At 57.2% G+C, this 23,228-nt stretch carries 22 protein-coding genes; 7 read left to right on the forward strand and 15 right to left on the reverse strand.

Features of this window, described 5'->3' with window-relative positions:
- Positions 1 to 80: 80 nt before the first annotated feature.
- Positions 81 to 1,538 carry an NADP-dependent phosphogluconate dehydrogenase gene (gene gndA, locus CEPID_RS05950; RefSeq protein ID WP_047240177.1) on the reverse strand — a complete coding sequence of 486 codons (1,458 nt, stop codon included), beginning with the start codon at positions 1,536 to 1,538 and terminating at the stop codon, positions 81 to 83.
- 64 nt (positions 1,539 to 1,602) lie between these two features.
- Here gndA and CEPID_RS05955 point away from each other — a divergent pair, with 64 nt between their 5' ends.
- Positions 1,603 to 2,046, forward strand: a complete 444-nt coding sequence (locus CEPID_RS05955; RefSeq protein WP_047240178.1) for a PaaI family thioesterase — start codon at positions 1,603 to 1,605, stop codon at positions 2,044 to 2,046.
- Between the two features lie 8 nt (positions 2,047 to 2,054).
- The gene (locus CEPID_RS05960) at positions 2,055 to 2,636 is read left to right on the forward strand and encodes a class I SAM-dependent methyltransferase (protein WP_047240179.1); all 582 of its coding nucleotides are present in this window, start codon (positions 2,055 to 2,057) and stop codon (positions 2,634 to 2,636) included.
- Here CEPID_RS05960 and thiD read toward each other — a convergent pair.
- The 5 genes from thiD to CEPID_RS05985 all read right to left on the reverse strand — a co-directional run bounded on the left by thiD (position 2,633) and on the right by CEPID_RS05985 (position 8,855).
- Positions 2,633 to 3,445, reverse strand: a complete 813-nt coding sequence (gene thiD / locus CEPID_RS05965; RefSeq protein WP_047240180.1) for a bifunctional hydroxymethylpyrimidine kinase/phosphomethylpyrimidine kinase — start codon at positions 3,443 to 3,445, stop codon at positions 2,633 to 2,635. The genes CEPID_RS05960 and thiD overlap by 4 nt on opposite strands.
- Positions 3,446 to 3,473: 28 nt before the next feature.
- Positions 3,474 to 4,346 (reverse strand): pyruvate formate-lyase-activating protein, encoded by an 873-nt coding sequence (gene pflA / locus CEPID_RS05970; RefSeq protein WP_047240181.1) that lies wholly within the window; start codon positions 4,344 to 4,346, stop codon positions 3,474 to 3,476.
- 207 nt (positions 4,347 to 4,553) lie between these two features.
- Positions 4,554 to 4,805 (reverse strand): autonomous glycyl radical cofactor GrcA2, encoded by a 252-nt coding sequence (grcA2, locus tag CEPID_RS05975; RefSeq protein WP_047240182.1) that lies wholly within the window; start codon positions 4,803 to 4,805, stop codon positions 4,554 to 4,556.
- Between the two features lie 214 nt (positions 4,806 to 5,019).
- On the reverse strand, positions 5,020 to 7,098 hold the full coding sequence (locus CEPID_RS05980) for a pyruvate formate lyase family protein (RefSeq protein ID WP_047240183.1): 2,079 nt from the start codon (positions 7,096 to 7,098) through the stop codon (positions 5,020 to 5,022).
- A gap of 425 nt (positions 7,099 to 7,523) precedes the next feature.
- Positions 7,524 to 8,855, reverse strand: coding sequence for an NAD(P)/FAD-dependent oxidoreductase (locus CEPID_RS05985; protein ID WP_047240184.1), 1,332 nt, complete (start codon positions 8,853 to 8,855; stop codon positions 7,524 to 7,526).
- A 264-nt stretch (positions 8,856 to 9,119) separates the two neighbouring features.
- Here CEPID_RS05985 and CEPID_RS05990 point away from each other — a divergent pair, with 264 nt between their 5' ends.
- Positions 9,120 to 10,436 (forward strand): class I SAM-dependent methyltransferase, encoded by a 1,317-nt coding sequence (locus CEPID_RS05990; protein WP_047240185.1) that lies wholly within the window; start codon positions 9,120 to 9,122, stop codon positions 10,434 to 10,436.
- 1 nt (position 10,437) lies between these two features.
- Here CEPID_RS05990 and chrA read toward each other — a convergent pair whose 3' ends face one another.
- The 4 genes from chrA to CEPID_RS06010 all read right to left on the reverse strand — a co-directional run bounded on the left by chrA (position 10,438) and on the right by CEPID_RS06010 (position 14,786).
- The gene (gene chrA, locus CEPID_RS05995) at positions 10,438 to 11,610 is read right to left on the reverse strand and encodes a chromate efflux transporter (RefSeq protein WP_144413551.1); all 1,173 of its coding nucleotides are present in this window, start codon (positions 11,608 to 11,610) and stop codon (positions 10,438 to 10,440) included.
- Between the two features lie 137 nt (positions 11,611 to 11,747).
- Entirely contained in the window at positions 11,748 to 13,115 is a 1,368-nt protein-coding gene (locus tag CEPID_RS06000) for an MFS transporter (RefSeq protein ID WP_047240187.1), read from the reverse strand.
- 146 nt (positions 13,116 to 13,261) lie between these two features.
- On the reverse strand, positions 13,262 to 14,146 hold the full coding sequence (locus CEPID_RS06005) for a transketolase family protein (protein ID WP_047240188.1): 885 nt from the start codon (positions 14,144 to 14,146) through the stop codon (positions 13,262 to 13,264).
- Positions 14,139 to 14,786: a thiamine pyrophosphate-dependent enzyme gene (locus tag CEPID_RS06010; RefSeq protein ID WP_052843405.1), complete on the reverse strand. Its 648-nt coding sequence runs from the start codon at positions 14,784 to 14,786 to the stop codon at positions 14,139 to 14,141. The genes CEPID_RS06005 and CEPID_RS06010 overlap by 8 nt, the downstream gene beginning before the upstream one ends.
- Positions 14,787 to 14,832: 46 nt before the next feature.
- Between CEPID_RS06010 and soxR the strand changes: the two genes are divergently transcribed.
- Complete coding sequence (soxR, locus tag CEPID_RS06015; protein WP_047240189.1) at positions 14,833 to 15,276, forward strand: redox-sensitive transcriptional activator SoxR; 444 nt, start codon at positions 14,833 to 14,835, stop codon at positions 15,274 to 15,276.
- Positions 15,277 to 15,582: 306 nt separating this feature from the next.
- Here soxR and CEPID_RS06020 read toward each other — a convergent pair whose 3' ends face one another.
- Both CEPID_RS06020 and CEPID_RS06025 read right to left on the reverse strand, forming a co-directional pair.
- Positions 15,583 to 16,281, reverse strand: coding sequence for a YceI family protein (locus CEPID_RS06020; protein WP_047240190.1), 699 nt, complete (start codon positions 16,279 to 16,281; stop codon positions 15,583 to 15,585).
- Positions 16,282 to 16,290: 9 nt separating this feature from the next.
- Complete coding sequence (locus tag CEPID_RS06025; protein ID WP_047241391.1) at positions 16,291 to 16,611, reverse strand: hypothetical protein; 321 nt, start codon at positions 16,609 to 16,611, stop codon at positions 16,291 to 16,293.
- Positions 16,612 to 16,815: 204 nt separating this feature from the next.
- Between CEPID_RS06025 and CEPID_RS06030 the strand changes: the two genes are divergently transcribed.
- Positions 16,816 to 17,214: an RNA polymerase-binding protein RbpA gene (locus tag CEPID_RS06030; RefSeq protein ID WP_047240191.1), complete on the forward strand. Its 399-nt coding sequence runs from the start codon at positions 16,816 to 16,818 to the stop codon at positions 17,212 to 17,214.
- A gap of 97 nt (positions 17,215 to 17,311) precedes the next feature.
- Here CEPID_RS06030 and CEPID_RS06035 read toward each other — a convergent pair whose 3' ends face one another.
- The 3 genes from CEPID_RS06035 to CEPID_RS06045 are packed head-to-tail and all read right to left on the reverse strand — an operon-like array spanning position 17,312 to position 20,310.
- Entirely contained in the window at positions 17,312 to 18,115 is an 804-nt protein-coding gene (locus tag CEPID_RS06035; RefSeq protein ID WP_047240192.1) for a polyprenol monophosphomannose synthase, read from the reverse strand.
- A gap of 51 nt (positions 18,116 to 18,166) precedes the next feature.
- Entirely contained in the window at positions 18,167 to 19,723 is a 1,557-nt protein-coding gene (lnt, locus tag CEPID_RS06040; RefSeq protein ID WP_083984401.1) for an apolipoprotein N-acyltransferase, read from the reverse strand.
- The gene (locus CEPID_RS06045) at positions 19,720 to 20,310 is read right to left on the reverse strand and encodes an FxsA family protein (protein WP_047240193.1); all 591 of its coding nucleotides are present in this window, start codon (positions 20,308 to 20,310) and stop codon (positions 19,720 to 19,722) included. The genes lnt and CEPID_RS06045 overlap by 4 nt, the downstream gene beginning before the upstream one ends.
- Before the next feature lie 129 nt (positions 20,311 to 20,439).
- On the opposite strand from CEPID_RS06045, the gene CEPID_RS12470 reads away from it, so the two are divergent.
- Positions 20,440 to 22,125: a hypothetical protein gene (locus CEPID_RS12470; RefSeq protein WP_052843407.1), complete on the forward strand. Its 1,686-nt coding sequence runs from the start codon at positions 20,440 to 20,442 to the stop codon at positions 22,123 to 22,125.
- The gene (locus tag CEPID_RS06055) at positions 22,118 to 23,227 is read left to right on the forward strand and encodes a hypothetical protein (protein WP_047240194.1); all 1,110 of its coding nucleotides are present in this window, start codon (positions 22,118 to 22,120) and stop codon (positions 23,225 to 23,227) included. Before CEPID_RS12470 ends, CEPID_RS06055 begins: the two co-directional genes overlap by 8 nt.
- The last annotated feature ends 1 nt before the right edge of the window (position 23,228 follow it).

Genomic DNA, 23,228 nt, shown 5'->3' on the forward strand with positions numbered 1-23,228 from the left:
GAGAAACAACAAGGAGGCTCCCATCCATTTCGGAAGGGAGCCTCTAAAAGTTGCCAGCGGCCAGTTCAGCTAACTAGGCACTAGGAAGTCTGCACCTCGGTGCGGTCGCCAGACCACAGGGTGTGGAAGTGTCCTGGCTTGTCGGTGCGTTCGTAGGTGTGCGCGCCGAAGAAGTCGCGCTGACCCTGGATCAGTGCGGCTGGGAGGCGCTCGGAGCGCAGTGAGTCGTAGTAAGACAGCGAGGACGCAAATACCGGGATCGGCAGGCCGAGCTGGGTAGACAGGACGACAACGCGTCGCCAGGAGTCCACGAGGTTTGCCACTTCGCCCTTGAAATAAGGATCGAGCAGCAGAGACTGCAGCTCAGGGTCGGTCTCGTAGGCTTCCTTGATGCGGTTGAGGAACTTGGCGCGGATGATGCAGCCGCCCCGCCAAATGGTAGCGAGGTCACCTGGCCGCAGCTCCCAGTTGTTCTCCACGCCACCGGCCTTGATCTCGTCAAAGCCCTGAGCATAGGCCACGAGCTTGGAGGCGTAAAGTGCCCGCCGGACGTCTTCGATGAAGTCGGCCCGGTCCACGCCAAGGGCTTCCAAGGTAGTCAGCGTTCCGGCAGGCAAATTGCCTACTGCCGCAGTGCGCTGGGTGCGGGCCCCAGACAGCGCGCGCGCAAAGACTGCTTCGCCAATACCAGTGGTGGCGATGCCTAGATCGAGCGCAGCTTTCACAGTCCAGCGACCGGTACCCTTTTGGCCCGCAGAATCGACGATGACGTCGATAAGCGGCTGGCCCGTCTCGGCATCAACTTGAGCGAGCACCTCGGCAGTAATTTCGACGAGGTAAGAGTCGAGGTCGCCGGTGTTCCATTCCTTGAACACATCGGAGATTTCGGCAGGAGTCATTCTGGCGGCGTAGCGCAGCAGGTGGTAAGCCTCGCCGATGACCTGCATGTCGGCGTATTCGATGCCGTTGTGGACCATCTTCACGAAGTGGCCGGCGCCGTCAGCGCCGATGTGGGTGCAGCAAGGCACGCCGTCGACGACGGCTGCGATGGACTCAAGCAGTGGGCCGAGCGATTCGTAGGATTCCTTAGGGCCGCCGGGCATGATCGACGGGCCGTTGAGCGCACCTTCTTCGCCTCCAGAGATTCCGGCGCCGACAAAGTGCAGGCCCTTTGCGGAGATCTCCCGTTCGCGACGCATCGTGTCGGTGTAGAGTGCATTGCCGCCGTCAATAATGATGTCGCCAGGCTCCATTGCGTCGGCGAGCTGGTTAATCACAGCGTCGGTCGCAGCACCGGCCTGCACCATGATGATGGCGCGACGAGGGCGTTCGAGGGAAGCGACGAATTCTTCGATGGACTTGGCGGGCAAGAAGCTGCCCTCGTTGCCGTGCTCCTCCACGAGCAAGGCAGTCTTTTCGTAGGAGCGGTTGTACACGGCGACGGTGTGTCCGCGGGAAGCAAAATTGCGGGCTAGGTTTGAACCCATCACGGCCAAACCAACAACACCAATATGGGCGAGGGCTTGTTGCTCAGTCATAGCGACAATCGTACCGTTAGTTACTCTGACGTTGTGTGCTCAGTGCCCCTAAACTACTAAAGCTATGAGCTTTCATGACCTCCTCGCCACCGCGCAACAACGCCCGCTTACCGACGCCGAGCTAATCGATTTCAACGAAATGGCTACCGGGCTTAGCCAGTACCTGGGAATGCGATTTACGGCTGTCACCCCGACGTCGATACGTAGCGAACTGGTGGTTAGCCAGCACCACCTGCAGCCCTTTGGGCTGGTTAATGGTGGGGTGTTTGCGTCGATCGCGGAGACAGTCGCGTCGGCTGCTGGGGCCATTGTTGCGGGTCTGCCGGTGGCTGGGATCAACAACAACACGCACTTCTTCAAGTCGGCTCGTTCGGGAGTGATTTGTGCCGAAACTACCGCTTTGCATGTGGGCAAGAGCACGCACACGTGGCAAGTTGCAATGACCCAGGCTGATCGTTTGTTAGCTCAGTCCTCGGTGCAACTCATGGTCTTGACGGGCGTAAACTAGAAGGCATTATGCCTACCTGGAAAGATATCGTCGCCCGAAACCCACAGCACTCTGCCAACTATGCGCAGCGCTGGAAGGATTTCGTGGCAGCTGGCCAAGACATTAACGGCGAAGCAAGGTTTCTCGACGCACTAGCTCCGCGCGGTGCGCGCATTCTCGACGCCGGCTGCGGCACCGGCCGCGTCGGTGGGGAGCTGGCCCGGCGCGGACACGAGGTCACGGGGGTGGATGTTGACGCTGAATTGCTCAGCCACGCCAAGACGGATTTCCCGGAGACCAACTGGGTGCTTGGAGATCTCGCCACCGGGAATGTCCCCGCTGGTCCCTTCGACGTTGTGTTTACCGCCGGCAATGTGTTGACGTTCTTGGAGCCAGCGGAACGCCCGATCGCGATAGCGGCGCTGGCTGACGTGATGGCTGAGGATGCTCGCATGGTCATGGGGTTCGGTACGCAGCGTGGCTATCATTTCCGGCAATTTTTGGCCGATGCAGCTGCAGCAGGATTGAAACAGGAGCTGCTGCTGGGAACGTGGGATATTCGGCCGTTTACGCCGAAGTCTGATTTCTTGGTAGCCGTGCTGCACCGCTAGCGCAGCCACACCCCGTGGTCGATCGGTCCATTGCCTTTGCCGACGTCGAGGTGATCGGCGGCTGCGATGGCGTCGTGAAGCCAGCGCGTGGACCACTCGAGTGCTGCTTCCGGGCTACCGCTTTGGGCGAGTTTGGTGGCTAGTGCTGCACTAAGGCTGCAGCCAGTGCCGTGGGTGTTCTTCGTGGATATCCGAGGGCTGGGGGTGTGTGCCAGCACGCTGTCGGCGGACACGAGCCAGTTGCCTGCTTCGGGGCCGCTGAGGTGCCCGCCTTTCACCACTACGAGCGTTTGGCTTTCGGCGGCGAATTCCTGGGCTGCGTGCAACGCATCTTCTGCAGTGGTGAGTTCCTTTCCACACAGTACGCTCAGTTCCGGCAGGTTGGGGGTGATGATGGTTGCCTCGCGAGCGAGCTCGGTGACGACCTCCTCGGCTTCGGAATCGAGTAGGCGATGCCCGCTGGTGGCAACCATCACGGGGTCGAGGACGACGGGGGCGTCGATACGCTCGAGCCATTGGGCGACGGTGTGGGCGATTTCAGCGTTGCCGAGCATGCCGATCTTGATTGCGTCGATGCCAATGTCGTCGCTAACGCTATCGAGTTGCTGAGTGAGGAACTCGATCGGGGGTACGTGTACGCTGCGCACCCCTTGGGTGTTTTGGGCTACGAGCGCGGTGACCACGCCCATTCCGTACCCGCCAGCCGCCAGGATCGATTTGAGATCGGCGTGTAGGCCGGCCCCGCCGGTGGGATCTGTCCCGGCGATGGAAAGCACTCGCGGGATTGGTCGGGTAGTCACGGGGCGCATCTGTGGGGCCTCCTGCGGGGTCGAGGAACTAATAGACGGTGAGGCCTCGGGACCGGAAGACGTCGCGGATGGCGTCGGTGGACTCGCGCGATGGTGGGGAGAGGTTTTCGAGTTCGTATTCGATGCCGAGCTCGTGCCACTTGTCGCGCCCCATGTTGTGGAAGGGGAGGATCTCAACGCGTTCTACATTATCTTTCCAGCGGGCCACGATGTCTGCCATTGCTTCGACATTTTCGGGCGCGTCGGTGTAGCCGGGGACGTGGACGTGGCGAACCCAGACTCGTTTGCCAAGTTTGTTCAGGCGGTCGCCAAACGCGATGCTTGGAGCGAGCTCGTGGCCGGTGAGTCGTTCGTAGGTATCGGGGAGGCCGGATTTCACATCTAGGAGGACAAGGTCGATGTTTTCCAAATCCTCGTCGCTTAGGCGGGCACCCAGGTAGCCAGCGGAATCGATGCAGGTGTGAATACCGGCGGCGTGGGCCTCGGCCAGCACTCGTCGGGTGAATGCGATCTGGAAGAGCGGTTCTCCGCCAGAAATCGTGATGCCACCACCGGAGGCGTTGAATACCGGGCGGTAACGTTTGATTTTCTTCACCAGGTCTTCCACCCGGTGTAGGGTGCCCTCCTTGAGCTCCCAGGTATCCGGGTTATGGCAGTACAGGCACCGCAATGGGCAGCCGGCCATGAAAATAGTCATCCGGGTGCCGGGGCCGTCCACACTGGTGACGAGTTCCCAGGAGTGCACGAGTCCGATATCGCCGGTGCGCCGGGCTTCGAAAAGCTCCGGGCGAGACATCAGGTCGGTATCAACACTGGAAACCCCCAGGCCTGCGGCGGTGCCCCGAACTTTAGGTCCGTCGGATGGGGCGATGGTTACTTTTGCTGCGACACCGTCAGCCATGGATACTCCTTGGAAGTAAGAGATGAAAGGGAAGCCGACCCGCACTGCCAGTGAGATTGGTCGGTGGGAAGTGCTGGGTTAAATGCCCGTAGCCGGCCCAACGTGCCCGCCACCGTGAGCGTAGCAATTGCTTGGCTTTGCTCACGGCCGGCGGTGACGTCGGACCGGCTGTACTCAGGAGGAATGAGTTGTTTTCGGAGGCGCGGATTAGGCGCTCTGGTGGAAGGTGCGGTCGATGACGTCTTGCTGCTGCTCCTTGGTGAGCTTCACGAAGTTGACAGCGTAGCCGGACACGCGAACGGTGAGGTTAGGGTACTTCTCAGGGTGCTCCATGGCGTCCTTGAGGGTGTTTTCCTCGAGAACGTTGATGTTTGCGTGGTAGAGACCGCTATCCATCTTGTGCTCTTCGCGGGCAGCTTTCATATCGGCCATACGCTCGTCGAAAGACTTTGCAGACATTTTCTACTCCTAGGTGTTGAGGTGGTGGTTGTGTAGTTGTTCTTTCCGCGGGGCCAGGGCGGGCTAGAAAGCTTTGCTGACCCCGCGGAAACCCAAGGGGGGTGTGAGTGACGCTCCCGGAGAAGGCTCCGGGGTGTCATACGCCTTGTTTGCCGGAGTTGTTCCAGCTTGGCTGCGAGCGTTTTAGGTCCGCAGCCGGGGCGCGGTCAGGGGATTAGTCCTCCATGATGAAGCCAGCATCAAGGATACCGACCAGGTTCTTGACCTGCTCATCCTTAGTCCGGCCCAGACCGGACGGCGTGATGGTGTTGGTCAGCGAGATACCGTCGAGTGCGTCGTGGTAGTCCAGCTTGCCTACCGACAGCATGGAGGCGACCATGCCATGGGTATCCATGCCGTTTTCAGGGTTGGCGCCCGGTGCGAATGGGGTACCCGCCTTGTGGCCGGATGGGAAGGAACCGGTAGCCTTGCCGTACACGACGTTCGAGGTAATCGTGAGCACCGACTGCGTTGGGATAGCGTCGCGGTACATGGGGATTTCCTTGATCTTGGCCATCACGGTGTGGACGATGGTGGCGGCGATGTCGTCGGCGCGGTCGTCGTCGTTGCCGTAGACCGGGAATTCACCTTCGGTCTTGTAGTCGACCACCAATCCGGTTTCGTCGCGCACTGGGTATACCTTGGCGTACTTGATGGCGGACAGGGAATCGGCGACGATCGACAGACCAGCGATGCCACAGCCCATGGTGCGGATGATCTCGGAGTCGTGCAGCGCCATCTCAATTGCTTCGTAAGCGTAGCGATCATGGCAGTAGTGGATGATGTTCAAAGCCTCTACATACGTGCCGACAACCCAGTCCAGCATTTCTTCGTACTTTGCCCAGACCTCGTCGAAGTCGAGTGGTCCGTCGCCTTCGATTGGGGTGTGGCCAGTGGTGATCTGCTTGCCAGAAACTTCATCGCGGCCACCATTGATGGCGTAGAGCAGGGACTTAGCGGCGTTCACGCGAGCGCCGAAGAACTGCATTTGCTTGCCGACGGCCATCGGTGAGACACAGCAGGCGATAGCGGCGTCGTCGCCCCATTGTTCGCGGATCTGTGCCTCGGATTCGTACTGGATTGACGAAGTTTCGATGGAGATTGCGGAGCAGAATTCCTTGTAGCCTTCTGGCAGCTCTGGGGACCAGAAGATGGTGATGTTAGGCTCTGGTGCCGGGCCCAGATTGCGTAAGGTCTGCAGCAGGCGGAAGGAAGTCTTGGTGACCTGTGGGCGACCATCCTCGGAGAAGCCGGCGTCAGACCAGGTTGCCCAGTATGGGTCGCCGGAGAAGATCTGATCGTAGTCAATCGTGCGCAGGAAGCGGACGATGCGCAGCTTGAGCACTAGGTTGTCCATGATTTCCTGAGCTGCTTCTTCGGTGAGGACACCGGCCGCGAGATCGCGCTCGAAGTAGATGTCGAAGAATGGGGAGAGGCGGCCGATGGACATTGCGGCACCGTCTTGGGACTTGATGGCACCGAGGTAGCCGAAGTAGGTCCACTGGACTGCTTCGTGAGCATTCTTGGCTGGGCCAGAGATATCGAAGCCGTAGGAAGCTGCCATGTTCTTCAGCTTTTTCAGAGCCTTGATCTGCTCGGAGTGCTCCTCGCGGTAGCGTGCCCAGTGCTCGTCGAAAGGCTTGTTGGCTACCTTGTCCTTGGCGATCTTCTTTTCTTCGATCAGCTTGTCTACGCCGTAGAGAGCGACACGGCGGTAGTCACCGATGATGCGTCCGCGACCGTAGGCGTCGGGAAGGCCGGTGATGATGTGGGAGGAGCGAGCTGCGCGGATGCGTGGGGTGTAGATGTCAAAGACAGCGTCGTTGTGCGTCTTGCGGTACTGGGTGAAGATCTTCTTGATATCTTCGTTAGGCTCTTTGCCAGCCTCGCGGATGGCCTGTTCGACCATGCGCCAGCCACCGTTTGGCATCATGGAGCGCTTCAGCGGGGTATCGGTTTGCAGGCCGACGATGACGTCGTCGTCCTCGGAGATGAAGCCAGGCTTGAATGCGTCGACATCGGATGGGGTTTCGGTATCGACGTCGAAGACGCGACGCTTGCGCTCCTCGGAGAGGTAGTTCTTCTCGAGGTGGTCGAACAGGCGCAGGGTCTTTTCAGTTGGGCCAGCGAGGAAGCTAGCGTCGCCGAGGTATGGGGTGTAGTTGCGCTGGATGAAGTCGCGCACATTGATTTCTTCTTGCCAAGGGCCTTCGACGAAGGTGTCCCAGGCCTGGGCTGTCGTTTCGTTGGTCACGTTAACGAGCCTTTCGTATCGCTGTCTTTAATGTGGACTTTGCGCGATACCATCGCCGTTTTTCACAAATTCACACGCGTCGCGATTCTTCTCTTAGCGAACCTCGGTCGTCTTTCACACATTCTCATCGGGCGACCGCTTGGTCCCGGTTTCGCAACATTTGAAGTGATGGTGTCGCTTACAGGTCTTACTGTAGTCCTCTCAAGCCACGATTTTCTAGGCGATTTCCAGCGCTGTTACGTTTTGCTTATGAATATGTGACCGTGGTCAAAGGGTTTCGCATAATAGGGGGCAACACTTATAAGTGCGGAAATTCCTCAGAGTGATAAAAAATTACGTACCTGCGCAAATGTGAATGCGCACTGAGGAAAAATTCTCAGTGCGCATTTTTTAGTAACTAGTGAGGTTAGTCACAAGCAAGCAATTTACTTGTTCAAGTCATTGCGGGCGATCATTTGTTGGTCGGTTACAGTCATCTGCCAACGCTTTGGAGACAACACATTCAAGCCCCAAGCCCACGCTGCGGTCCAGCGGTTGCGGTAGCCGACCAGGAACATGATGTGGACTGCGAGCCATAGGATCCAGCCGATGAAGCCGGTGACTTCAATCTTGCCCATCTTCACCACAGCGGAGTAGCGAGAGACCGTCGCCATGGAACCCTTGTCAAAGTATTCGAAGGTAGGGCGTTCGGCCGCGGAACGGCCTTCGATCTCGTGGATGATCTGCTCGGCCACGTACTCGCCACCCTGCATTGCCACCTGAGCAACACCAGGCAGATTGTCGCGGTTGGCCATATCGCCCACTGCGAAAACGTCTGGGTAGGAGCCAACGGAAAGATCCGGGTTGACCAGGACACGACCCGCGCGGTCGGTCTCTGCGCCAGCTTGCTCGGCAACCATCTTGGCCAGTGGGGAGGCTGCCACGCCAGCGGACCAGATCTTGCAGTAGGACTTGATGCTCTCCACGGAGTCGTCCTTCGTGGACTTAAATGTCACGGCTTCGGCGTTGACATCGGTGACGATGCTGTTGAGCTTCACCACGACGCCAAGCTTTTCCAGGCGACGCTGTGCATTGCGGCCCAGGCGCTTGCCGAACGGTGGCAGTACCTGAGGGGCGCCGTCGAGTAGAATGATCTTGGCGGAGGCTGGGTCGAAGTTCGAGTACTGATCTTTCAGCGTGCGGTGCGCCATTTCGGCGACCTGGCCGGCAAGCTCAACACCGGTAGGGCCAGCGCCGACGATGACGAAGGTGAGGAACTGTTCGCGTTCTTCAGCAGTCTCGGCGTTCTCGGCGCGCTCGAAGGCGTCGAGAAGTCGGGCGCGGATTTCCAGCGCGTCGTCGATCGTCTTCATGCCTGGGGCAAATTCGGCGAAGTGATCGTTGCCAAAGTAGGACTGTCCGGCGCCAGCGGCGAGGATCAAGGAGTCGTACTCAATGAGGCGGTCCTTACCGCCGAGGGTAGAAGTGATGGTTTTCGCTTCGAGGTTGATGTCGGTGACTTCGCCCTTGATGACGTGTGCGTTTTCCTGCTCGGCCAAAATCTGGCGGGTCGACGGCGCGATTTCACCGGAGGCAAGCAGGCCGGTGGCTACTTGGTAGAGCAGTGGCTGGAAAAGGTGGTGGTTGGTGCGATCGATCAGCGTGACGTCAACATTTGCCTTCTTTAGACGCTGGGTGGCAAAGAGTCCGCCGAAACCAGAGCCGATGACGACGACATGGTGGCGGCCACCCTCGGGGCGGAAAGGCTTTTCAGACATAGTCAGAGTTCTCCTGAAATTGTTGAGGAAATAGTTGGCGCTTCAGCTGACGCGCCCGACAAGCTAATCGTAGTCCTGCTAGGACAAATCTCACACTTCAGGTGGGTGAAAAACTATTCGGTTACCAGCGTCAATTGTTTTCTAGTCCAAAACTACCTGGCGTTTCGTGGTGTCGCTGCACGAAAATCGGCGTAGTTTCTCTACAATATCGACAGCTATTCCACTTTGTTGGTGCTTCTGATTCGAATAGGATTTTCATCCCCGATGGCACAGTTCACCCCCGAACACTTGGCAACGGTCGACCTAGAACTATGGCCCGCTGTTGCCTGTGTCAGCGCTCCGGGTCCGCTTATCGACGTCCGCACCAGGCATGCCGAAGCCAAATTCGCTACCGCCTGCCATAAAGCTGGACTGCAACTCTCTGGCGAAGACCCCGACATCGAGGTTCTGCACGGTGAACTATTCGTGCGCCTCGCTGAACGTGGTTGGGTGGGATTAGCGGAAAGCTACTTCGCTGGCGAATGGGAATCGCCTCGCTTGGTATCTGTGCTGAGCGCGCTCGTAGCCAGTGGATATGCTCCGCAATCGCGCCCGTTAGCTGGCCGCAGACAATCCCGCCAGGCTGATTTGGGTGCGGAGCTTCCGCCCGAACTCATCGGCCTCTATTCCGGGGACGGGGTGAGCGCGTTTGGTGGGGTATTCGCCTCCGGGGTTCGCACGACCGAACGGGTTTCCATACCCAGCTTTGTGCGCGGTGCGGGACGTGGCAACGAACCTAAGGCTCATTTTGTGGATGTCACCGAAGTTTCCGCACCTGGCCCAGTTGATCGAGCCGATCTCAGCGACGCACAACAACGCGCTGCCACAGCGCTACTCGAGTTGGCACGTATAGAGCAGGGTAGTGACGTTTTGGAATACCCATCTTCGGGTGGGGCAGTGGCGTTGGCCGCAACTCATGTCGGAGCGATGGTCGATATCTTGAGTGCTGATGCGGTGCATCTCGATGCGGTGGGAGAGTACGTCACGATTAATGGAGCGGCGCATCTCGCCCGCCCACATTTGCTCCGCAACGCAGTCCCCGCGCGGGAGGAATGGGGTGCGCGCTACGATGCCATCTTGAGTGTCGAAAAGCTAGAGACAATGGGGCAACACACACGCAAGTTGTGCGTTCGCGCTTTCGACCGGATGTTGGCTGCTGATGGCTTCTTGAGCATGCAAACGGTCGTGGCTACACCGGCATTTACTCGTACCGCGCAGCAGGCCATAGACGTGTTCCGAGAATATGTTTGGCCGAATTTGGAGTATCCGCGGATGGAGGATTTGCATCGACTTTTCGATAGGGAAACCGGGCTGCGCATCACGGCAGAAACCCACTTCGGGGCGCATTACCAAGAAACTCTGCGCCTGCAGCGCGAGATTTTTGAAGGCCGACTGCGGGAAGCTGCCGCCGCTGGTTTCGATCCAGTTTTCCGGCGGCTGTGGGTGTTTAGGTTCGCGCTCCTTGAGGCACTCTTCCGCTTGGGTTGTCTCGATGCGGTCCAGCTCCGCGCAACGGCTAGGGCGCGACCGGGGCGTCGATAAGCTAAAGGACGACCGCTCCCACGAGTGCCGCACCCACCGCGACCGCCCAGGCTGGCAGATGCCATTGGGTGAGTCCCAACCAGCTCAGGGCAGCCACGCAGAGGCTGGCGGGGCCGGTGACACCATGCGTGAACACCGGATCATAAAGTGCTGCTGCCAGCAAGCCGACTACTGCGGCATTTACCGCAGCTACGCCCTGCGATACCCGAGGAAAACGCTGCAGTCGGTCCCACCAATGCATGCCAACCAGGACTAACAGTACCGATGGGGCGAAGATCGCAAGCGTTGCGATGATCGCTCCGACCACTCCACTATCGACCGCACCCAAGTAAGACGCGAAGGTAAACAGCGGGCCTGGCACAGCCTGTGCGGCCGAATATCCGGCGAGGAACTCTTGCGCAGTTACCCATTCCTGCTGGACAGTGTGCTGTTCGAGTAGCGGTAGAACTACATGTCCTCCTCCGAAAACGAGTGCTCCGGACTGAAAGAAGGCAGCCCACTGAGCTAGAACATGGGAGGGGGTAAGCCGGGTGGCAACTGGCAGGATGAGCAGCAAGCCGACCAGGATCACCAGCGCTAACCAGGCAGTTCGGGAGCCTACCTGATGTCCGGTCGTGGGATCATTGGGGTAAGTGTCCTGGGCGCGAGGCGAAGACAGGAACACGCCGATTGTGGCTGCCCCCACGATTATCGCCACTTGGGTGATTGCTGACGGAACCAAGAGAACGGCAAGCGCACTGGTGACACTGATCGTCGCGGTGAAAGGGGTGGATGCCAGGCTGCGTGCCATCGTGGACACAGCGTGAAACACCACGGCAACTGCAGCAGCCAGGAGGCCGGCAAGTAGGCCACGATGCTGGTCGAGATCAACCGAGTCCACGCCCAAACCGAAGATCCCAAGCGCTAACGCAGAAGGTGCTGTAAAAGCGAGCCAGGCTGCGAACAAGCCTCCTAGCCCTGCCTTCCGATAGCCAATTGCCATGCCTACCTGCGAGGACGCTGGACCGGGCAGGAATTGGCACAACGCGACAGTGCGGGCGTATTCTGCTTCGCTCATCCAGCGGAGCTTGTCGACGAACGTGTCTTTGAAATATCCCAAATGCGCAGTGGGGCCTCCAAACGACGTGAGTCCGAGCCGAGTGAAGGTTCGGGCTATCTCCCAGATATCGCCAATCGTGTGGCCTTTCCGCGACTTAGACATGGGGCCAAGTGTAAATGTCAGACGCCTGTTCTGCGACGCGAAAAGCCTTATCTAGCGCCCACGGTTCGGAAGCTAGATAAGGCTTGGGGGTGTTGTTACCTAGGGGAACCCTAGATCTGCGTCATGTCGTGGTCTTTCGTTTCTGGCATTGCCAGGATTGCCAGCAAGGAAATGATGGTGACCGTGACCAGGTAGATGCCAACCGAACCAACTCCGTGGTGCTTAACCAGCCACGTTGCCACGAACGGGGCGATAGCGGCGCCGAGGATGGAGGAGACGTTGTACGCAATGCCGGAGCCGGTGTAACGGACGTTGGTCGGGTAGAGCTCTGGCAGGACCGCGGACATCGGGCCGAAGATCAGACCCATGATGAACATGCCGATGGTCAAGAAGGCCAAAACAGTGTTGGTGGTAGCAGTGGATGGGGCCAGGAAGATTGGGAAGGTGAAACCAAAGCCGATCATGATGATGGAAACGACCAGCAGGATGCGACGACGGCCAAACTTGTCGGCCAACCACCCCGACAGTGGGATACCGGCGATGAAGGCAAAGATGGAGATCAGCTGCAGCTTCAAGAACTGAATGTAGGCGATTCCCAGTCCGCCATTTTCGCGTTTTCCGATTCCGTAAGACAGGATCCAGGTGGTGACCAGGTAGAACAAGGTGTAGCAGGCAACCATCACGAACGTGCCGATGATCAGTGGCTTCCAGGAAGTCTTGAAAACTTCAGTCAGCGGCGTGGAAACCTTTTTGCCGGTGTCGACGGCGTGAGCAAACACTGGGGTTTCTTCCAGTTTGAAGCGGACATACAGACCGACCAACACCATGACGGCAGACAACAAGAATGGGATACGCCAGCCCCAGGTCATGAAATCGCCGGTGGTTTCACCGTTCTTGTGGCCCAGGATGGTTACCAACACCAAGAACAGGCCGTTCGCAGCCAGGAATCCGAAAGGAGCGCCCAGCTGAGGCCACATTGCTGCCCACGCGCGCTTGCCCTTTTCGGCGGTTTCCGTAGCCAGCAACGCAGCTCCCGACCATTCGCCGCCGAGGCCCAGGCCCTGGCCGAAGCGCATCAGTGCCAGCATGGCTGGGGCTGCTACGCCGGCTTGAGCGTAGGTTGGCAGCAAGCCAATCAGGAAGGTAGCGATACCCATGGTCAGCAGGGAGCCCACCAGAGTGGCCTTGCGGCCAATCCTATCGCCGAAGTGTCCAAACAGTACCGAGCCCAGTGGGCGCGCAACGAACGCCAGGCCGAAGGTGGCAAAGGATGCCAACAGGCCAACCGTTGGATCCTGGTTCTTCGGGAAGAACAGGTATGGGAAGACCGCAACCGCTGCAGTTGCGTAAGCGTAGAAGTCGTAGAATTCGATGGTCGTGCCGACGGTTGAGGCGATGATAATGCGCCGCTTGGTTTGTCGATCGAGCGGGGCACCGGCCACCCGGGCTGGAGTAGTCGTTGCGACTGTTTGCGTCATGGGATCACCTCTTTATTGGGACTGCAATTTCATTGTGTGAGATTAAGCTAGCACAATTCTCAATGTGTGGACAAATCATTTCACAATGTAGGAAGATGGCGTGTCGCGTACATATTGTTCCCTATCCTATCTTGCTGTGTTCTTGATCACAATAGTTTTTGGGAAAGTAGTTCCGAAATTCTGGCCGACAGGTTGATAGCGTCCAGGCCGTGCGCGCGAGTATGCTCGGCGGCGGTACCATATCTCCGCAGCTCAGGGTCGGTGATTCCTAGGAAGCTCACTGTTGATTCGGGTTGGGCAAACAGCGGTCGAAGCAGTGGTGAAAGGGATCCGTCGAGCCAGGGCTCGACGACAATCGTGGCGTGACCACTGCACAGTTTCAAGATTTGGTCGAGTTCCGTCTTGTGGGATGACTTGAAGTGAACCACCCGGGCATTAAATAGTTCGGCGACCGCGAGAACAGGATCAAGCATCTCGGCACACGCCACAATGGTGGGGCCATTACCGTCATGAACCAAGGGGTGTGCGGGGCTAAGTGAGTTTCGCTGGTCGGCAATGCGAACGTAATGCAAACCGACGTCGCCAGTTGCTTTCTCGATGGCTGCCGTCGTCTCTGCCTTGCTAGAAGGGGTGTGAATCTCGATTCCTGGGAGCGTGAGCATGAGGGCAATGTCCTCGGGGCATTGATGGGTCCGCCCTGATGAGGCGTAGTCAAAAGACCCGCCGATGCCCAGCAGCACACCGCCAAGATCCTGGTGTCCGAATCCAATCTTGATTTGTTCAAACGCCCGTTCCAAAAGGAACGAAGAAAACGTGTGCATGATGGGACGCATGCCATCAAGGGCTAGTCCTGCTCCGACGCTGATTAACAGCTGCTCTCGAATACCGACGTTGATGACACGTTCCGGCCATTGCGCGAGCGCATTGCCCAGGTAGCGCCCGGAAATCTCAGCCCAGACCAGTGCTAGTTTGTCATTGGCAGCTAGAAGCTTCGTTACAGTTTGGATTGCTAGTTCTCGGTTTTCATTCATTATTCGTCTCCACAATGATTGCTTTTGGGGTGGTGTTTGAGGTTGCGAGTGCGGCGCGGATTTCGCGAGGTTCGTCGGCGACCGAAACGCATTGCCAGCCGTGAGCGCGGACAATTCCGGATAATGAGACTGCCTGCGGGTACGAGCGGGACCGGTTGTCTATGACGAGCAATGTGAGGTTATTTAGGTTGCGTGCCGTCGCTAAGGCTAAGGCTTCGTGATTGGAGCCTTCGTCCATTTCGCCGTCGCCAACCAGCACGAAAATTCGGCCGGGTTTTGCCTGGGCCTTGTGCGAAATGGCGACCCCGCAGGCGATGGGCAGGCCTTGGCCAAGAGAGCCTGAGCTGAGCTCGACACCTGGAATGAGCATGCGATCCGGGTGCGGGCCCAATGGGCTGTCGAATTGTCCGTAGGTAGCGATCCAGCTAGTAGGGAAGAATCCGGCTGCGGCGAGCGTCGCGTAGTAGGCGAGGGGGCCGTGCCCCTTGGAAAGCAAGAATTTGTCAGTGTCGTGATCGAGGATCTCGCGGTAAAGCGTCACGATGGTGTTGAGTGTGGAATGAGCTGATGGGGAGTGCTTTTCGTCGTAGTCCGTTAGTTGCATCAAGCGGAGGACGTCTTCTCGGGAAAAATTGGACATGCATTCATAGTGCAAGTTAAACTTAACTTTAAGTCAAGGAGGAGTTTTGGAGCTGTCGGTTGGAGAAGTTGCGCAACGTGCTGGAGTCAATCCTTCGGCGATCCGGTTTTATGAGGCCAAGGGGTTGATCACCTCGCATCGCAACTCGGGCAACCAGCGTCGATTTGATCGCAGTGTCTTAAGGCGAGTGTCATTCATTCTGGTAGCGCAACGCGTAGGGCTCAGTCTTGGGGAGATCGCCGCGGCGCTCGAAACTTTGCCACATGGCGAGGCGGCGCCTACTAAAGCGGACTGGCAACGCCTCAGTGAAGCGTGGCGCCCCCGTCTAGAACTGCAAATCGAAATCCTCCGACGTCTCAAAGACAATCTCGATGGCTGCATCGGCTGCGGATGCCTAAGCCTAGACAGCTGCGCACTCTACAATCCGGATGATGAACTTGCCGAGCTGGGGTCAGGGGCAGTGAAGTTGGATCCACTCAAAGACGACTAAGCAGCCGCCCACGCTTATCGACGCGGGTCCCCGTCTCAGGGAAGTCCAATTTGACATAATGTACATTATCGGACAATCATGTGCGTGGTAAATTGCCGGCTTTTATGTCACCGGTACGAAAATAAGACGTGTACTTGCCTGTCGAGCTTCATCGTATTGACGGCGTCTTCGGCATTCATTGAGTGCTGGCTGCCTGCGAGACGATCCGTAACGACGTTGATTGCCTTTGAGATTGCGCCGCAAGTTTTGTACAACCTCAAAGGCGCTCGGCGGACGCTTCATTCGTCAAACCGCCCGAGAACCGGCTTACTTCTCCAAGGCCAACCGAATGTTGATCTCGCCCTCGGTATCGATCTTTGCGGCGACGAATTCTGGAGTCTCTACGCCGTAGTCGAGACGGTTGATCGGAATCGTGGCTGCGGCGACGATTTGGTCGCCAGTGCGTAGGATTTCCATATCGGCGGTGGCAGGTTTTGCCACGCCATGAATGGTCAGGATGCCTGGTACACTCACGCGTCCGGTCGTGGCGTTGTCTGGTAGCTCTGCGAGGTCGACGTTTGCGCCGTCGGCAAGCGTGAAGGTGGCCGTTGGAAACTTGTCGGTGTGTAGCAGCTTGGAGCGGACGTTGATGTCGCGCTTTTCCCGATCTGTGGTGATTGCTGTCATGTCCACGGAGATGTTGGCGCCGGTGAGTTTCGTGTTTTGGACGTTGATGGTTCCTTCGACGTTTTTGGTGGAACCAGAGGTTTCGCGGCGTTCGCCTGGCAGGATTTCGTGGAAGGTGTAGCCGACTGACGTTGGGTTTCCTGGTACAGCTTTGATGACATGCCACTGGCCGTTGATGTCGGTCGATGCCTTCTTAGCGTTTTCGGTGGCGATGCCGTTAGTTTTCACGCCAGGTGTCATGTATGCCTTGTAGGCTACCGGGGCTACGCTCACGAGCGCGATGGCAACAATAGCAATGATTGCTCCGATGATGAGCGCCTTATTGGGAGTCTTCTGCATTTTTGTGGCCTATCGTATCTTCTCAACTGAACGGGCTAGCGTAACTAGCTCGTCACACAATTGACGCATTTCCGCTGCTGAGGCGTTCTCGGTGGCGGCGGTCGCGATGTCTTCGGCGGCGCAGCGCAGCTCAAAGAGGGAATCTTTGAGCTCGGCGTAGCGTTGTGGATGCAAAATCACTGCGTCGGCTGGGATTGAGGTGCCGGAGACGTTGTTGCGTTGTTCGTATGCACGCTGGCGACACGAATGACTGCAGTACTTCTTCGGCCGACCCCGACCCGTCGTCTCGATGGGGTTTCCACACCACGCGCACGTCACTTCGGGATTCATCTTTGCAGAGGCGGAAAACGCATTCACGCCCAATACACTAGCCGATCCGCGGGACATCTTCCTAAAGGGAGGAAAAACGGGGCTAACTTTTGCGCTATAATGGCCTTCTATGCTTATCGACGCTCGCGTGAGGCAATCACCCGTCCTTCCGTTGAGCGTAGCACTTCTCCCCTACCCCCAAGCATTTTAAGGACTGATACCGACATGGCAGATCGCGTACTTCGTGGTAGCCGAATGGGCGCCGTTTCCTACGAGACGGACCGAGATCACGACCTCGCGCCGCGCCAATTGGTCAAATACAAGACCGAAACCGGCGAAGTGTATGAGGTCCCATTCGCCGACGATGCTGAAATCCCGGGCACCTGGCTCTGCAAAAATGGCCAAGTTGGCGTGTTGATGGAAGGCGAAGGTATTGAATCTAAGCCTGCCAAGCCACCACGTACCCACTGGGATATGCTGCGGGAACGTCGCTCTATCGAGGAGTTGGACGTGCTTTTGGAGGAGCGCATCGAATTGCTCCGCAAGCGCCGTCGCAACGCTGCACGCTTGCTGAAGCAACAGCAGGATGAGCAAGCTGCTGAGGCTGCTAACTCCGAAGACTAGCAATGCTTAAGAACTACTCCCCGCAATCCTGGCTGGATCGCGGGGAGTTTTTCCTCGTATAACCAGTGGTGGCGGGCCGCCACCCCAGGATCGTGGCTTAGAACTTCCGCTTCTTGCTGCGGTTGTCGATCTCGAACTTGGCCATGCCGACTGCGATGTCAGCGATTTCCTTCAGCTGCTGCCCACGGTGGGCAATTCCCCACTTAGTCACCTCTAGCAGGGAGTCTTTGACGAAGGAGCCATCCAGCTTCGACTCGCCAATCTCACGCTCGGTGAAGGTGATAGGCACCTCGACCACATCCCAACCGGCTGTTACTGCGCGGCGGGCGATGTCTACCTGGAAGATGTAGCCTGCGGCGGAGAGTTCGTCGAAGTTGAGGGATTCCAGGAGCTCGCGTCGGAAAGCGCGGTAGCCTGCGGTCATGTCGGTGAGGCCGGAACCGAGGGCGAGACCGATGTAGAGGTTGCCGCCCTTAGACAGCGCCCAGCGCTTCTTGGGCCAGTTGACAACCTTGCCGCCCTTGACGTAGCGAGAGCCGATGACGAGGTCGGCGCCTGCGTCGATCTTCTCCAGCAGTAGGTGCAGCTGCTCGGGCGCGTGAGAGCCGTCCGCATCCATCTCACACAGCACGGTGTAACCCTGCTCCAGTCCCCACTCGAAACCAGCGAGGTAAGCGCCGAGCAAGCCACCCTTGCCCTCACGATGCAGCACCTTGATGTTGGAGTCCTCAGCTGCGAGCTTGTCGGCTGCCTCACCGGTTCCGTCTGGCGAATTATCGTCGACGATGAGGATATCTACCTCCGGAGCTGCCTTGCGGAGGCGGCCCGTGATCAGTGGCAAGTTTTCCAACTCGTTGTAGGTAGGGATGATGACGAGGGTGAGGTCGCTAGGCTTGCTCATGTGGGCTGAAAGCTCCTTGATGTGGGTGAGTTAAAAGTCTGATGTTCTAGTTTAGCGAACGCCCGCGCGTCGCCGCTGGGTAGTACGTTCCTGCCGGGCTTGTCGACGCCGGGCCCCTGGCTCCCGCTTGGCCGCCACCAGCGCAATCGCTACCCCAAGCACGCCGAGCGCGACCAGGGTCAACTCGATGTATTGGCCAAACCTGGCGGCCACGGTGACGGTGTCGCGCAGCGGGAGGGTGTCAATCAACGTCGCGTGGGTAAAAATCTCCGATTGCTGCGTCACGGAACCATCAGGCAACACGATCGCGGAAGCGCCGGAGGTCGCGGCGATGACCACCGCTCGGTCCAACTCGATGGCTCGCATCCGGCTCATCGCGAGCTGCTGATACGTCATGTCGGTGAAACCAAAGGTTGCATTGTTGGTTGGGGTGGCCAGGATCTGGGCGCCACTGCGCACGGCGCTGCGGTATGCGGCGTCGAAGGCAACCTCGTAACACGTGGCGATGCCTACGGTGACATCCCGATCCGATTGCGCCGCCGTCATATGGACAGTGCCATTTCCGGAGCCTGGTTTGAAGTCGCCGGCCAGGTCCACATAGTCGGAGAACTGCCGGAAGAAATCCCGGTACGGCATGTATTCGCCGAAGGGCTGGAGGTACTTCTTGTAGTGATAATCTCCTGGGCTGCCATCGGCTCGGAACACTTGCATGGTGTTGCGGTCCCCCACCTCGTCGCTGAGGATGGTGCCGACCAAGATTGGGGCGCGGACGTTGCGGATGGCGTCGTCGATAAGCTTGGCGGCTTGGGCGTCGGCAAACGGATTGACGTCGGAGGAGTTTTCGGGCCAGATGACCAGGTCGACGGGTTGCTGGATGCTGCTGGTTTCGCGCGCATGGTTGGCAAGTACCGCACGGCGCTGCGCATTGAAATCCAAGCCAAGTCGTGGGACGTTGCCCTGCACGGCTGCCACAGTCACCTCACCAACCGGTGCAGCATTGGGGGTAGCAACGAGGCCGACGATGACGGCTGCGACGCCGACCACCCCAAGGCCGATATGCGGTGTGAACTGGTGCGAGCGTCGGAAGCTGAGGGATGCAAGGGTTGCACCTAGCAGCGCCACCACGAAGGTCACTAAAGCGGGGCCACCGATCGCAGCTAAGTGGGCTAGGGGGCCTTCCACCTGTCCCCACGCGAGCCGCACCCAGGCGAAACCGTTGAAAGGCCAGGAACTTCGCACATACTCTACGGTGACATACCACGCAGCGAACCACAGTGCGGACAGCCGGGTGTGCCTGATGATGAGCGTGGCCAGCGCCCCAAACGCGACACTGTAGGTAGCTTCCATAACTGACAACGCCACATAAGGCAGCTTGCCGACAAACTCGCCGACCCAAGGCAGCAAGAACAAGTAGTTGCCCAACGCATGGACACCACCAAGGAGGGCGCCGAAACGCCAGGACACGGAATTTCCCCGCCACGGACACAGCGCGACAAAAAGAACCCCGATACCGAGGATCGCAGCCCACCACCAGCCCAAGGGTTCGTAGGAGCAATAGAGTAGGAATCCCGATGCGAAGCTAAGCGCAATTCTGCCGAGCTGGATCACTTGTGGTTCTTTCCGGGACCGTCCGAACTTGGCTTGTCCGAACCAGGGCCGGTGAAGTCGTCGGGGTCGATGTTTTCGGCCCAAGAGCTGATGTCTTCGTCGCTCGGTTGTGGCTCTTCATCGATAACCTGATCGTTGTTCGGCCGGTTTCCTGGAGTTGTCGTTTCAGAGCTACCGAAGCTGCCATAGGAAGTGGACGCACGGTACTTCCCCGCTGCTTCAAATCCGCGCATACCAAGCTCCTCCACGAAGCGCTTTGCCTTGCGGGCGAGAGCTGCGCGGACGAGCGCGCGGGTGGGAGCGATGATGAGGAAGATACCCATGATCGATGTGAGGAAACCCGGGACAGCAACACCGATACTGCCGGCGGTGATGAGGCCGTAGTCAACCGCCGATCCCCCGGCAGAACGCTGACCGGACAAGGCGGCGCGAGCGACCTGTTTCATTTCGATGCCGGCTAGCACGATGCCACCCACGAGCAGCAAGAACAAGGCTACAAAAGCCCAGCCGACACCGATGAGCTGGCTGACAGCCCAGAAAGCAAGAGCTTCCAGGACTAAGTAAGCGAGGAAAATTACTATTGGCACCTCACCTACCCTACCTATCGTTCTGATTGAGCATTATCTGGCTTAGGATTTTGGTGCGAAAACGAAGACGGAATCGTTGTTCAATGCCTACAGTGTATAGGTCAGTATTCCTCGCTCGAACGGATTTCTATGTTTGGAAAAAAAATAGTAGCTTCCGTTGCTTCTAGTTTCGTCATATTCTCGGGTATTGCTGCTGCGCAGACCGATTTGAACTTAGACGAGACAAACAAGTGGTACGCAGAGGTCCTTGCGGACGAAACGATGGCCCAAGCGGTCAATACGGATTCTATGGTGTCTGAGGAGCTAGCCACAAACGATGCGCAAGCAACAACCGTGGATGAGAACATTTCTATGGAGACACTTGGTCTAGTAACTGACATGCGTGTTAAACAGGACTTTGAAGGTGGTGCACGGGCTTTTGTGACACGGAATTGTCAAGCTTTTCTTCCATTCAATCACCAGGTTTGTGGGGCAATTCTTGCTAAGTACTTGTCAATGGGCGGGCCGACAAGCTGGTTGTTGTGGCCAACTAGTGGTGAGTTACTGAATCCGGATGGAGTTGGCGCGCGGTCTCAATTCCAGAATGGCTTGATCTATTGGCACCCCAATCATGGGGCGTGGTCGGTTCAGCCATTGATGATGGAGATTTGGGGTCGTACTGGATATGAGCGAGGGGTTCTCAGCTATCCGGTGACGGATAGTTTTGCGGGTGGTGACCGTATCGGTCAAAAGCAGTTGTTCGCCGGTGGTGGTGCGTATTGGAAGTTGGGGCGCGGCGCAGCAGTTTACGGAAAGATCAACGAGAAGTATGTCTCGATGGGGGCTGAAACTTCCTGGCTTGGTTACCCAGTTGCTGAAGAGGTGGGGCTTCCTGATGGCGCTGGGCGAATGTCACGCTTCGAACATGGTTGGATCTATTGGCATCCGCAGCATGGTGCGCACCCGGTAGGTATGGATATGTTTCGCCAGTGGGGAGAGCAGGGGTATGAACGTGGTGTTTGGGGTTACCCGACAGCGGACCCGGTGATGGATGCGGATGGGGCGTATGAGACCCAAGTGTTCCAAGGCGGTCAGAAAAGCGGAATGTCGCCGACGCTTTGGGTAATTTGTCAGTATTCAAATAGGCAAATTATTCCAGAAGTGGTCTCGCGGGCGATTAGATTCGCCGAGATATCTAGGAAACCCACGAAGGAGGTCTTACGAGAATCTGCTCAAGAGGTTGCTCTATTGGCATTTCAGGACGTATCACCAGGACACCAACGAAACCAAGCTGGGATTCGTGCAATTGGAACTGATGGCCCATCGGGTTCTAACCAAAGAATAATCTATTCAGATCCGGAGCCCCATAGAGTGGGCGATGTTTATAAGAACTGGGCGGGGAAAGGGAGCACGAATATCCTGATGGACATTCAATTTGATTCCTATGTTAATTACGATCACGTTGGCATATTTATTCGACCAGACACGATTGTCGAAGCAGAGGGACTCGGAAAGACTGCCAGGTCTTTTGGAATCGATCAGTCACCGATTCGCCCAGATGTTCAGCGGTTTCATGTGGATTCTGCAATAGATCCGAGGACCATTCAAGCTGCTGCTTCTTTCGCCGAACAGGCTGCAAATCGTCAGACGCCTTACGACGCAAATCCATTTGTTAACAAGGGTTCATCATCTGATGACTATGCAAAGCTCAACTGCTCAGAACTAGTTTGGAGAGCGTATCACGCATATTCAGGAATTGACTTAGACTCAAATGGTGGACCCGGGGTATGGCCTAAGGACATTGTCAATAGCGGATATCTAAAGAGCTATGGCTAGACTACGACTCCTAACTCTGCTGGTGGCGCTGTTGTTTATGGGTTCGGCCTGCGCGTCAAATAAATTGCCATTGCCTCAATCCGTGGAGGTACACAGCCCTATCGAGGTCGCCGCATCTGGGCGAGGCGGAAAGGTTTTCCTTTTCCAGTTTTCTCAAGACGGGGTTCAGAAGGACGGAGAGTTTAATAAGGCTGGTGACTTTGTTGGGCTCGCTCGATCAGAACGTGCAAAAGTTTTTAGCGCAGGCGAATTCATTACCATATTCGATAGTAATGAAACTAGAATCCCTTGGGATGGGTTGGATTTTCGGCCCGTATCGAAAAACGAGGAGTTATACTTCTTTTCCTCTATTGCTCAAAGCACCAATGTCGGTTGGCGGACACACGTAGCACAATTTGACTCCCAAGGGCAACTGGAAACGACCAGCGTTCCCGGAAGGCTTGACAACGTGATCATTTGCGAAAATGAAAAATATGGCCTGTTGAGCGAAATCGTGGCCGGGGAAGCCCCAGAACCCATGTATCTTTCGAAGCTAGCTTTGGGCGAAGAATCCGGAACAGGAGTCCTCATGGACCTTCCGGATAACAGTGCGTGGAGTGCGCTCCCCGGAATTGCGGTTTGTTCAAACACAAGGGATGGGAAACCAGTAGTGAAACAGGTTTTTCAAAGTCGTCCGTATGACGGATCCACGCCGAGATTGATGATTTTTGAGATTAGTCCAGATGATGGTAGCTTGATGGGTCAGTATCCATTACGGGAAGTGGGCGCTGACCGAAGTACGCGAGTCGTGCGCGCAAATGGGTTTGCGAAAAGCGAACCTGATGGGTCAATAATCACCGTCGATCACGATGCAATCCGACGGTACAAACTGAATTCTGATGCCATGGAAGAGATTTGGCGACCTTCTATTGAGAGCGCTGAAGGCAGTAGTCCTATACAGGCATTTGATATCCAAGGTGACATTACGGCAATTGCAACTATGACTGCCAACAAGAGCCAGGACATTCTGTATATCGACCACGAGCAAGGAAAAGTAGTCTCGCAATCCGAGTTGAATCTTCCCTCGAATGTGCAAGTCATTGACGCAATTGCTTTGGGTTAAG

The sequence above is a fragment of the Corynebacterium epidermidicanis genome, assembly GCF_001021025.1.
GTDB classification, from domain to species: Bacteria; Actinomycetota; Actinomycetes; order Mycobacteriales; family Mycobacteriaceae; genus Corynebacterium; species Corynebacterium epidermidicanis.